This is a genomic window from Tannerella sp., assembly GCF_030528505.1.
Taxonomy (GTDB): domain Bacteria; phylum Bacteroidota; class Bacteroidia; order Bacteroidales; family Tannerellaceae; genus Tannerella.
Genome location: NZ_JAUMYS010000080.1, coordinates 1 through 12,496 on the forward strand (window position 1 = coordinate 1; position 12,496 = coordinate 12,496).

General features: G+C 49.2%; 7 protein-coding genes and 1 tRNA gene. 3 read left to right on the forward strand and 5 right to left on the reverse strand.

Annotated elements, in window-relative coordinates; genetic code table 11:
* Positions 1 to 155: 155 nt before the first annotated feature.
* From Q4A89_RS10625 to Q4A89_RS10635, 3 genes are all read right to left on the reverse strand, one after another.
* The gene (locus tag Q4A89_RS10625) at positions 156 to 1,052 is read right to left on the reverse strand and encodes an alpha/beta fold hydrolase (RefSeq protein ID WP_303185432.1); all 897 of its coding nucleotides are present in this window, start codon (positions 1,050 to 1,052) and stop codon (positions 156 to 158) included.
* 84 nt (positions 1,053 to 1,136) lie between these two features.
* A complete protein-coding gene (locus Q4A89_RS10630) occupies positions 1,137 to 4,901 on the reverse strand; it encodes a hypothetical protein (protein ID WP_303185434.1) in 3,765 nt (1,254 codons plus the stop codon).
* 426 nt (positions 4,902 to 5,327) lie between these two features.
* Positions 5,328 to 5,401: transfer RNA gene (locus Q4A89_RS10635), tRNA-Ala, on the reverse strand.
* Positions 5,402 to 5,473: 72 nt separating this feature from the next.
* Here Q4A89_RS10635 and Q4A89_RS10640 point away from each other — a divergent pair.
* Both Q4A89_RS10640 and ruvC read left to right on the forward strand, forming a co-directional pair.
* Positions 5,474 to 5,788 (forward strand): DUF4286 family protein, encoded by a 315-nt coding sequence (locus Q4A89_RS10640; protein ID WP_303185435.1) that lies wholly within the window; start codon positions 5,474 to 5,476, stop codon positions 5,786 to 5,788.
* On the forward strand, positions 5,785 to 6,366 hold the full coding sequence (ruvC, locus tag Q4A89_RS10645; RefSeq protein WP_303185436.1) for a crossover junction endodeoxyribonuclease RuvC: 582 nt from the start codon (positions 5,785 to 5,787) through the stop codon (positions 6,364 to 6,366). The genes Q4A89_RS10640 and ruvC overlap by 4 nt, the downstream gene beginning before the upstream one ends.
* A 44-nt stretch (positions 6,367 to 6,410) precedes the next feature.
* Here ruvC and gdhA read toward each other — a convergent pair whose 3' ends face one another.
* Positions 6,411 to 7,745: an NADP-specific glutamate dehydrogenase gene (gdhA, locus tag Q4A89_RS10650; protein ID WP_303185438.1), complete on the reverse strand. Its 1,335-nt coding sequence runs from the start codon at positions 7,743 to 7,745 to the stop codon at positions 6,411 to 6,413.
* A gap of 110 nt (positions 7,746 to 7,855) precedes the next feature.
* Between gdhA and Q4A89_RS10655 the strand changes: the two genes are divergently transcribed.
* The gene (locus tag Q4A89_RS10655; RefSeq protein ID WP_303185440.1) at positions 7,856 to 10,831 is read left to right on the forward strand and encodes a PEP/pyruvate-binding domain-containing protein; all 2,976 of its coding nucleotides are present in this window, start codon (positions 7,856 to 7,858) and stop codon (positions 10,829 to 10,831) included.
* Positions 10,832 to 10,883: 52 nt separating this feature from the next.
* Here Q4A89_RS10655 and Q4A89_RS10660 read toward each other — a convergent pair whose 3' ends face one another.
* Positions 10,884 to 12,383: an arylsulfatase gene (locus Q4A89_RS10660; RefSeq protein ID WP_303185441.1), complete on the reverse strand. Its 1,500-nt coding sequence runs from the start codon at positions 12,381 to 12,383 to the stop codon at positions 10,884 to 10,886.
* Positions 12,384 to 12,496 lie beyond the last annotated feature (113 nt).

Below are 12,496 nucleotides of genomic sequence, written 5' to 3' on the forward strand. Positions count from 1 at the left end.
ATCGTCCATTGACTATAAGTCAAAGCCTCGAAAACGAAAAAAGTCGGTCATTGACTAATAGTCAAAAGGCTGAAACCGGGAAAAAACTGTCCATTGACTAATGGTCAAAGCATTGCGACCTCCACCATTTCCGGGCGGAATGTTTTTTTGTCTTGCTACGCGCCCCGTAGCAGAAAGTCGTTTATGGACTGCATGACTTCTTGTGTTTGTGTATCGTTTTTAAACAGTCCGTAATGACATCCGAGATGTGTGAGGTTTGACATTTCGAGGAAGGGGATGAGCTTGCGGGCTTTTTTGACGATTTCTTCGCCGGGAAACAAATCGTCGGATGGATCGGCGATCAGGCCTACGGGAGCACGGAATTTATTCAGGTCCTTTTTCCGGAGCTCTTTCCAGTCTCCTTTAGTGACTTTCGCATGCAGAAAGAGCATCTTCGTCATTTCGATCAATTCGTCGTGTTCGAACGAAAGCATCGGCGTTAAGCTCTTTTTTAGTAACTCTTGTGTGAGTTGCGTTTCTTCTTTGCCTGAGAGACGCATCAGCTTCTCGACTTTTGACGAAGCCCCCTTTGTAATGCCTGCCGGCTGAACGAGGAGAAGCCGCCGGACGCACAGCAGAGCTTCCCGACAAAGCTGTAACGCGAGAGGGGCACCGAAAGAGTAGCCTAAGACGGAACATTCCCGCATCCCGAGCGTATCCATCACCTGAAAAGCCCACTGTCCGTATTCGCCTTTCGAGGCATGAAGACGCCGTTCGGCGCTAAATCCGAGACCTCCGGGCACATCGGGCACAACGAGACGTAAGCGTGTTAAATCAAGCCCTTCGATAAAAGGACGCATCCCTAAGGGATTCGTGATCCATGCTCCACAGAAGCATAAGACAGGGATACCGGACGGAGAGCCGTAGTGCATTACGTGGGTATCGCCGAAATTTGTTTCCACCATCTGCTCCGACAAGGGAACATCCAATGCCAGCAGATGTTTGCGATAGAGGTTGTGAAGCAGTCGTCTGCCTTCAGCTGATTGATATACGTCAGAGTTGTTTTTTTTCATTACGGATTTCTCTTAATAAACGGTGTCACGGAAAAGACATCGATCTTCTGCCTTTCCGTGACACCGTATTTTTATAGCTCTGTTTTATCTGACAACGACCTTCTGAACCAGATCATCTATCTTGACGATATATAATCCTCTTGCCATTGGGATTGTCATTTCGCCGGCCGATATCTGCTGGCGATGAGAAAGCGTGCCCATTACGGTGTAGATTTGTACCATGGCCGCCCGATCGGTGCGTACGTGTATCGCGTCTTTGCCGGCCCATACGGCTGTACTTGCTTCTACCAACTGCGTCGCGGTCGGTTTAACACCGGAGAACTGAACATTCAGCGATTCTGTGACATAGCGGAAGATCACGGTCATGCTACCGTCGGCATTCATTGTTTTCTTCATACCGCCTTCTTTGTCCTGCCATTTGGAACCTGTTGTGATTACCAATTCTTCGAGGGTATATCCTTCGTCCGGGGTAATGGTCATCGTAAAATCCTGCTTTGAGATTACGGCATGAATGCCTTTGCCCGGTTTCGTTTTCGCATGATCGCATTCGTTTATGGTAATGCTATGATTCAGTTGAATGGGAGGCATATTAATCGGAATAAATTCGTAGGCTCCGATATCCACCCGGCTATCGTAGATACGGTCACGTCCGGCCAAATCTTTCGATAAACCGGCCTTGATAACCGGAGAGTTCCAGCCTGCATCGTAAGCCACACTGCGTGCGTCTCTCAGGCGGTAGTCGCCTGCTACCATCGAACCGTTCGTGTTAAATCCGGATTTAACAAAATCCGGATTTTCGGAGATATTTCCCTCTACATTTGTTCCCAATAAGCTCCATGCGTTTGGAAGATTCGCCCCTTGGATCAGGCAGAAACGGTATTCCGTACCAATACCCATATTCACGATATTGGGTAACATCTCCTCAGCCTTCGTACGATTATCATAAATAATTGTATTTATGACTTTGACACCGGTGGTTTGAGCGTTATACATACCGGCTCCGGATTCGGTGGCATGATTTCCGGAGACGGTTACATTCAGTAACTCCGTTTTTCCACCTTCGTTATAGAGCCCTGCTCCGCGTCGAGCTGTGTTCCCGCTGATCTCCGTATTCATGAACAGCGGGCTACCGGCTGCACATGTGCCACGTGAAAGCGTATATACACCGCCGCCTTCGTGTGTGGCCGCGTTGCCCCGGATGATACAGTTGGCTATCGTGGGCGATCCGTTATCGTTAAGGATGCCGGCGCCCTTTTTGGCGATTCCACCGGTGATGATAAAGCCATCCCAGCGTGCTCCGCGGCTGACGCCACACCCGCCTTCGGGATATGAGAGGTTTCCGTTAATCCGGATCACGGATGAGTCTTTTCCCTGCAACGTTGTCGGGTGATCCACCGGCTTACGCTCCTCAAGGGCAGACTCTGTTCCTGCAAATCCGCCGTATACCTCCACACTGTCGTAGGCCATCACATACGATCCGCGAGAAGGCGTATACACCCCTTTGGCAACCCATATTCGGTCACCTTTGCCGGCGGCAGCCAGAGCCGTATCGAGGTTCAGAAACGCGTCTTCCCATGAAAGGCCGGTCTGTTGTCCGGACGTGGATCGTTTATTCACGAAGAAGTCGATCGTTCTTCCTTGCACGGCGATCTTTCTTTTCGCGACCATTTCGCACCGCATTGTGTCGCCCGGAGCATAGCTGACGCCCTTTTCAGAGATTTTCAGTTCAATCTGTTTTTGGCCAATGGTTGTCCATGTCACACTCGGCGTAGCAGCCGTTGATGAGGCCGGTGTTCCTTCTGCGAATGTCCACGTATATCCGGAGATGGAGGATGAAGCGTTTTTGACGGCGAAAGTCTGCGGTACATTGATCTTAGCCGGTTTGCCCAAAGGTGTACGGAGAATTGTAATCTTATCCGGCTCGTAGCATCCCAGAATCAGCTTCTGTGCTGTAGGAGTAGTAGGAAGTCCTGCTGCTACGGATTTTATCGGATGTGTGAATTTGTCGGTATAAGAAGAAGCATCGGCCAGCGTATAAGTAGTACCATCTATGGTTGCTGTACCGGGCACGACAATGATTCGTCCGTAAGGAGCGTCACGCTGCAGGTCCGTACTGACTTTAAACTTCCGTTCGGGTTCACTGATGAGCGTAATAAACTTATTGCGCAGCGGATCGCCGTCAGGTGCAGGATTTAAGGTGTCTTTCTCCAAAAAGATTTCATCCGTTATAAGCGCTGTCCCTCCGAGATTAAACACCGAGGCCGGTCCGCCGTTCTTGTCGGCTGCCATGAATATGCCGTTGCCCACAGGTGCTTTGTTGTTGTTTATCGCTGCGCTTCTGAGGATGTTTACGATCGGAGGATTTGTGGCATGTGATCCGATATAGATTCCTCCTCCTTTGTTTAAGGCTTGATTTCCGCTGATCTCTCCACCGGTCATATAAAGCACAGCCTGATTATTTAAACCGATACCGGCAGCTGTCGGAGCTTTATTGTAGGCAATTCGTCCGCCAGATATACGGATGGTATCGGTCAGACCGGAAGCATGGACTCCTCCACTGCCTCTTTCCGCTGTATTATAACTGATTTCTCCGCCTCTGAGGTGTAGAGTTGCGTGTGATGCCATGGCAATACCTCCCTGTGTTGTTTTCGCTGCGTTATGATTAATGCGTCCCCCATTCATATACAGATACCCTTGAGCGGTCGGTGTTCCTGAGAGGGCGACACCTCCACCAAACGTTTCAGACTCATTATGGTGGATAGAGGCATTATTGTTCATATAAATCCATCCTCCCCGATTGGCAACTCCTCCAGCTGCTTTTCTTGATTTATTGTTGTATATGGCAGCATTGTTGCTCATAAAAAGTTTAGAACTTGCACCTCCACTTGCGCTATTACTGAATAAACTGATTCCGCCTCCGAGCTGAAACGCTTCGTTATCATGTATGGCCGAGTTCCCGTTCATTTCGATCGTTGCGTTGGTATAGCCCAAAAAGCCGCCCCCATTGTTTGCGGCGCAGTGATGAATAGATGCACTCCCATTCATGATCAGTTTCCTTTCTCGTTGTGTGATGCCTCCTCCTCCATTTGTAGAGTAACATCCGTAGATGGACGCATTGTCGTTCATCACTACTTCTGATCCATGCCCACTGAAGATGCCTCCGGCGTCATTGTCTCTTGATTTCGACATACATCCTGCGATGGTCGAATTGCCATTCATTATAACGATGGAGTTGGGTCTGATGCTACAAATACCGCCTGCGACCGTTCCTGAGAGTGGGCCGGATGTATAATAAGAGCATAACCGGATCATAGAGCCGTTGTTGAGCGTTAACTTTCCGGAGTTTCGTATGCCGGCACAATCGCCCGAACCGGTGTTGTGGTTATTTTGTAATACCGTACCTTCGTTTAGTGTCAGTGTAGCACCCTCATTCACAAGGATAAGAGGCCTTTCTGCAATAAGCCCGCTATTTATACGGGTTGTATCTGCATGTACGGTTAATTCCTGATTATCCCAGATGGCTCCTCCGTCCAGTACAATGTTCTCCATGATAAGGGTGGCATTGTTTTGTACGATGATCAGATGCGTCAGGAGTGCTGCGCTGCGTTTGAGCGTAAAGATACCTTCCGCGCTTTTCAACACGATGTGCTGGCCGCTGTTTACGGTTACAGCCGTCGTCATACTGTGATTCGTTGTGGCTTCGATGGTAGTGGGGATTCCCGTTGCGGGGACGGCAGCCACGGCCGCGCTCAGTGTCGGGTAGTCCGTCGTTCCGATGCGGAACTGCGCCTGTGCAGTATAAACTACCCCCAGAAAGAGAGCAAGAATCCCAAGTAATTTTGTTTTCATGTCCTTTTTATATAAAAAATTTAACTGATTTGCAAATCGGAAGTGTTAATACTTCACGGCAAAAGTAGAGGTTAATTATGAGAGAAGAAAATATTTTTCCAAAAAAATATCATATATGCAATATTATTCTACATATTTTGTTTGTGTGATCTAACATACAAAGCATAAGGCTGATGTTGAGTTGAGGACTGTTGCCTTCCTATCACAATAGGGTACATAAAGTTTTTTTCAACGAGAATTTATGTCCTTTTTCGTAAGAAGCGGGAGACTCACACATTCAGATATTCCTAATTCAAACTGTTTAAAACTCATACACCGTTCTCATAAAACATACGGAGGCTTGACGACGCACGAGAAGCACGGAGGAAATATTTCGCCCAAGTCAGGGAATAAAAAAAGGAAGAATATGCTTCTTCCCCTCCAAAGTGGAGTATAGCGGACTCGAACCGCTCACCTCGACACTGCCAGTGTCGCGCTCTAGCCAGATGAGCTAATACCCCTCGAATTATTTCGTGGCAAAGGTAACGTTTTTTTCAATAATAGCGCTACCTTTGACGGGAATTTTACGGACTATGCTTGTTTTTTATACGACATTTCATCTCTCGCATAAGAAATATGAAGAAGGGCTTGCTTATTTACGGACGGTTTACATCCCTGCCGCAATACGTAGCGGGCTACTCCGATCACCCCGTCTACAACGAGTCGTCCATGAGGTGGAAGGAGCGGAAGGAGTCAGTGTGTCGGTACAGTTCGGAGTAAGCGATGAAAAAACGTTACAAGCCTGGATGTGCGACGAGGGGACGGTTTTACATCAGGAACTTATCGCCCGATTCGGAGAGGAGATGGCCGGGTTTTCAACCTTATTGGAAGAGTTGGAGCTAACATGAAGGGAGAGGAGGTGTCGGCAGCAGAACGTATCATCCTCGGTATCGATCCGGGGACGATCGTGATGGGATATGGCGTACTTTCCATCAACGGACGTAAGGCATCTCTTGAAACGATGGGCGTTTTGAAATTAGACCGTTATGAAGATCACTATGTACGTCTGCGCCGCATTTATGAACGTGTCATCTCGCTGATCGACCAATATCATCCCGACGAGATGGCGATCGAAGCGCCTTTCTTTGGAAAGAATATACAAAGTATGTTGAAACTGGGACGTGCGCAGGGCGCTGCCATTGCCGCAGCATTAAATCGTGATGTGCCGATATTCGAGTATGCGCCGTTGAAAATCAAGATGGCCATCACCGGCAACGGACAAGCGGCGAAAGAACAGGTGGCCGGCATGTTACAGCATATCCTCCGTATCCCCGACGAACATATGCTACCGCAGTTAGACGCAACCGATGGATTGGCCGCGGCCTATTGTCACTATTTACAAACCAACCGGCCCATGCCCGAAAGAGCATACACCGGTTGGAAAGATTTCATTGCTAAAAATCCCGGCAAGGTGCGGGGAAAATAAGCGGTGTTGCTTCTTTTTCCGCCGCAATCGCCGGATGTGAATATTTATACTACGCCTTGCGCCATCATTGCCCGGGCTACTTTCATAAACCCTGCAATATTCGCTCCTTTCACGTAGTTGATGTATTTGCCTTCGCGACCGTGAAGCACACACTGTTCGTGAATGCTGCTCATAATCTGATGCAGTTTCTCGTCTACTTCCGATGCCGGCCATGAGATATGCATCGCGTTCTGCGTCATTTCCAGCCCCGATGTGGCCACACCACCTGCGTTCACGGCCTTACCCGGAGCAAACAGACGGTTGTTGTGTACGAACAAGTCGACTGCTTCGGCCGTACAACCCATGTTCGAAATCTCGGCCACGCATAGCGTATTGTTGTCGATCAGCGTACGTGCGTCTTCAGCACCTAATTCGTTCTGTGTAGCACACGGCAGCGCGATATCAACCTTCTGCTCCCAAGGACGTTTGCCTGCGAAGAAGGTGGCTTCCTTGAATTCGTCGGCATAAGGAGCGACGATGTCGTTACCCGATGCACGCAGTTCGAGCATATAGTCAATCTTCTTGCCGGAGATGCCTGTCGGATCGTAGATATAGCCGTCAGGGCCGGAGATCGTCACCACCTTGGCTCCCAACTCGGTCGCTTTGGTAGCAGCACCCCAAGCTACGTTTCCGAAGCCGGAAATTGCAACTGTTTTGCCTTGAATATCGTGTCCGTGCTCACGTAACATTTGATGTACGAAATAAAGTCCACCGAAACCGGTTGCTTCGGGACGCAGGATCGATCCTCCGAATTCCATGCCTTTACCGGTCATCGTTCCCGTATTTTCACGAGCTAATTTTTTATACATGCCATAGAGATAGCCCACTTCACGTGCTCCAACACCGATATCACCTGCCGGAACATCCGTATCCGGGCCGATGTTGCGCCAGAGCTCCAGCATAAATGATTGACAGAAGCGCATGACTTCCGCATCGCTTCGTCCGCGGAAAGCAAAGTCTGCTCCTCCTTTGCCGCCTCCCATGGGCAGTGTGGTCAACGCGTTTTTGAAGGTCTGCTCGAAACCGAGGAACTTCAGGATGGAAAGGTTTACCGACGGATGGAAACGCAGTCCGCCCTTATACGGGCCAATGGCATTGTTAAATTGTACGCGGTAACCGAGGTTCACATGGACTTCGCCCTGATCGTCGACCCAGGGTACACGGAAGGTGAAGATACGATCCGGTTCTACTAAACGTTCGATAATTTTCGCTTTTTCAAATTCGGGATGTTCGTTGTACACATCTTCGATCGAAATAAGCACTTCTTTGACAGCCTGCAAATACTCCTTCTCTCCGGGATGCTTGGCTTCCAATGATAATAAGATTTCTTCGGTCTTCATGTTTTTTTTATTTTTAAAAGTCCACAAATGTAAGGAGTTTTTACGGTATACCAAATATTTTTCTTTAATTTTGGCGGATTATCCCGAAATAGGCCGGGAAACCAGATTGTATGAGTAAAATAAAGGACTTTCAAAAAGTTGCGTTCAAAGATGTTTCGTTTGCCAATTTGATGAATAAGCGTATATATAATGTATTGCTGATTGCAACGGAATACGATACGTTCATGCTCGAAGACGACGGACGGGTAGATGAACAGATTTTTAACGAGTATATGTCGCTAAGCTTGCGATATCCACCGCGGTTTACGCAGGTGGCGACCGAAGCGGAGGCTTTGCAGGAGCTGGCCAATCGTTCTTTCGAGTTGATCATCTTCATGCCTAACATGACGGATGCCGATATCTTCGCTGCACCCAAAGAGATCAAGCAGCAGTATCCGTCCATCCCGATTGTCGTCTTGACACCGTTCTCGAAAGAGGTGTCGAGGCGTGTCGCCAACGAGGATTTAAGTGCGATCGATTACGTTTTCAGCTGGTTGGGCAACTCGGATTTGCTTTTAGCCATCATCAAATTGATTGAAGATGCAATGAATGCTCCGGACGATACGGCCAGTGTGGGCGTGCAAATCATTTTGCTGGTCGAAGATTCGATACGTTTTTACTCTTCGGCGCTGCCGCATCTCTACAAGTTTGTGCTGGAGCAGAGCCAGGAGTTTGCCAAAGAGGCTTTGAATGATCACCAGCGAACGCTTCGGATGCGCGGACGACCGAAGATCAAGCTGGCACGCACGTATGAAGAGGCCGTAGAGATTTACGATCAGTATCGCGAACATATTTTGGGCATAGTTTCCGATATGAGTTTTACGCGTGAAGGAAAGAAAGACGCGCTGGCAGGATACCGTTTCGGGCAATATGTGCGCGAAACCGGGCCGGTGACGCCGATCATCATGGAATCGTCCGAGTCGAGCAATCTCGAATACGCCCGGAAACTGGGCGCTTCGTTTATCGATAAGAACTCTAAGAGCTATCCGCAGGATTTGCGGGAAAAGATTACGAGACGTTTCGGTTTCGGCGATTTCGTCATCTTGGAGCCTGAAACCAAAGAGGAGATCATGCGTATCAAAGATCTGAAAGGATTACAGCATCAGATCTTCCATATTCCGGAACATTCGCTCCGGTATCATCTCTCACGCAATCATTTTTCGCGTTTCTTCTATTCGCGGGCGATGTTCCCGCCGGCCGAGCTGCTGAAGCAGATCGACGTGAATATGTGCACGGACTTGAACGATGCCCGGCAACTTATTTTCGATGTGATCGTACAGTACCGGCAGATGAAAAACTCCGGTGTTGTGGCCGTTTATCAAAAAGAACGATTTGACGAATACAGCAACTTTGCGCGTATCGGTGAAGGCTCGCTGGGCGGCAAGGGGCGCGGACTGGCTTTTATCGGAGCGATGATCAAGCGCTACCCGATGCTGGAGCAGGAAAACTTCTCGGTCAAAATTCCTAAAACGGTTGTGCTCTGTACCGATATCTTCGATGAATTTATGGAGACGAACCGTTTGTATCCGATTGCTTTGAGCAATATCAGTGACGAGGATATCCTCAGCCGTTTCTTGGAGGCAGAACTTCCGCAACGGCTGGTCGACGATATGATGGCTTTCTTCGATGTCGTGAAGCGCCCGATAGCCGTGCGCTCGTCGAGTCTGCTCGAAGATGCCCATTACCAGCCGTTCGCCGGGGTGTATTCGACGTATATGGTCCCCAATATGGACGACAAGAAGGAGATGCTGCGAGCGGTGAGTGACGCCGTCAAAGGCGTTTATGCCTCTGTCTTTTATCGCGACAGCAAGGCGTATATGACGGCTACGAGTAACCTGATCGATCAGGAGAAGATGGCTGTCGTGCTTCAGGAAGTGGTCGGGGTGCAGTTTAACGACCGTCTGTATCCGCTGATCAGCGGGGTGGCACGTTCGCTGAACTTTTATCCCATCGGCAAGGAGAAGGCCGAAGACGGTATTGCCAATATTGCGTTGGGACTGGGCAAATATATTGTCGATGGAGGGGCTACGCTGCGTTTCTCGCCGCGTCATCCTCGCAATATCCTGCAGATGAGCACGACCGAATTTGCCTTGAAGGAGACGCAGACGCGTTTTCTGGCATTGGATATGAAGAATATGCCGACCCGCTTTTCGGTCGACGACTCGTTCAATCTGATCCGTCTGGGGGTCAAAGATGCCGATGAGGACGGGGCGTTGAAATTTATTACGTCGACGTACGAACCTCACGATCATATCATCCGTGATGGTTATTATCCCGGCGGACGAAAGATTTTGTCGTTCGCCAATATTCTGCAACATGACATGTTTCCGCTTGCCAAGACGCTCGACACGTTGTTGCAAATCGGTCAAAAAGAGATGGGACGTCCGGTCGAGATCGAGTTTGCGGTGAACATTCATCCCCAGAAGCGTGACCGTGCTTCGTTTTATTTTCTGCAGATCCGCCCGATTGTGGATCAGAAAGAAATGATTGACGAAGACTTGAATCGCGTGGCACCGGAGGATACGATTCTATGGTCGTCCAACTCACTGGGACACGGCATCTCGAACGATGTGCAAGATGTATTGTACGTAAAGAGCGCCGCGTTCGATGCGTCCCGAACGCAAACGATCGCAGCGGAAATCGAGGCTATCAACCGCGAATTTTCCGAGCGAGGCCGTTATTATGTGCTCGTTGGTCCCGGCCGGTGGGGGAGTCATGACTCGTGGCTGGGCATTCCGGTGAAATGGTCGCACATCAGCTATGCGCGCGTTATTGTGGAATGCAGCCTCGATCATTACCGGATCGATCCGAGTCAGGGAACGCACTTCTTCCAGAATCTGACGTCGTGCGGCGCGGGCTATTTTACGATTCATCCTTCATTCGGAGGAGGAACCTTCGATGAAGCGTTTCTGAATGCGCAACCGGCTGTACGGGAAACGGAGTATTTGCGGCTCGTCCATTTTGACCGTCCGATAACGATCAAAATAGACGGTCGCCAAGGTCTGGGCGTAGTGATGAAACCGACTTGCACGGCGGAAGAGGCTTAAAAGCATCATGGAGTGAATCTTCCTGCCGTCTCAGTCAGGGGCAGGGGAAGACTCACTCCATGTTAAACTTCTTTATTTCCGGCTCACGATGTGCTTCATTCATTTTCTCGTAAAGCGCTTTGACGATGCGCGGATATTTTGCAGCCATGTTCCGTTGTTCGTAAGGATCGGTCTTTAAATCGTATAATTCCATGCTGCGGTTTCCCTTCTTTATGTCGCCGATGTACCCTTTCCATTTTCCCATCCGAATCGCTTTGCACCCTTCGTTTTCAGGAAACTCCCAATACAGGTAATCGTGCTTTTTCTGCTTCTTGCCTAATAAAGCAGGCAGAAAACTGATACCGTCTGTTTCAGAGAGCTTCTCACCTGCTATCTCGGCTAATGTGGGCATCACATCCCAAAAGGCGGAAATATGATCGGACGTTGTTCCGGCTTTGATTTTCCCTTCCCATGTTGCAATCATCGGCACACGGATACCGCCTTCTCGCAGCGACGTTTTTCCCCATCCCTGTTCGCTTTTAAACGGATGTGCGCTGTCGAACCAGGGCGAATCGGTTCCTCCGTTGAAGGATGGGCCGTTATCGCTGGTAAATAGGATGAGCGTGTTTTCATAAATTCCCTGTCGTTTCAGTTCGGCAATTAATTCGCCGATTTGCTCGTCGAGATAGCTGATCATTGCGGCATACGCGGCTCTGGGATAACGTGCCGGAAAGTATCCGGACTTGCCTGAATAAGGTTCTTCGTCTCCGAATTTTTTCACGTAATAGTCAATCCATTTGCGGGGTGCTTGCAGGGGCACGTGAGGTACGGGTGTCGTCCACATCAGGAAAAACGGCCGCGTTTTATTTTCCTCTATGAAAGAGCATATTTCCTTCCACATTAAATCGGGCGCATACGCTTGTTGGGTATATTTATCGTAACTTGATTCGAGCATCGGATCGGCACCTTCATCGAGCAGCGTATGAGGCGGTAAGAGTTTATTCTGTAGATATTCGCGATGCTCGTTTCGGTAAAGAAACGGCGGGTAATACGTATGAGCCTGACGTTGACAATTATATCCGTAAAAAAAGTCAAATCCCATTTTGTTGGGCGTACCTTCGGACCCCGGATATCCCAAGCCCCATTTACCAATCATGGCTGTCATGTATCCCGCTTTTTTCAGCAGCTTGGGGAGGGTCACAGTCCCTGTCGGTAGCGGGCGCTGGCCTTCGAGCGTAGAATCGGCGAGCATCGCCTCGTGGCTCCAGACGTCGCCTCGTTCACCCATTTCATCGTTTCCTCTGATGTAGGCGTGTCCGCTGTGTTTTCCTGTCAGGAGTACGCATCGCGAAGGAGCCGAAACCGGTGAGCCGGAGTAATGTTGCGTAAAACGAAGGCCGTCGCGTGCCAATTGGTCGATATGAGGTGTTTCAATTTTTGTTTGTCCATAGCAACCTAAATCGCCATATCCCAGATCATCGGCAAGGATATAGATGATGTTCGGCTTTTGTTGAGCCTGAAGAGCGCCGCAAGCGGCGAAGCTCATTGTCCATATTTTCAGTTTTGTTTGCATGTGAAATAAATTTGTATTCAAATACCGCGGATTTTCTTGAATTTGCCCCGGAAACTGAGTATCCGGCATTCAAACTGCATGTTTTGCTCCGGAAACTGAGTATCCGGCATCCA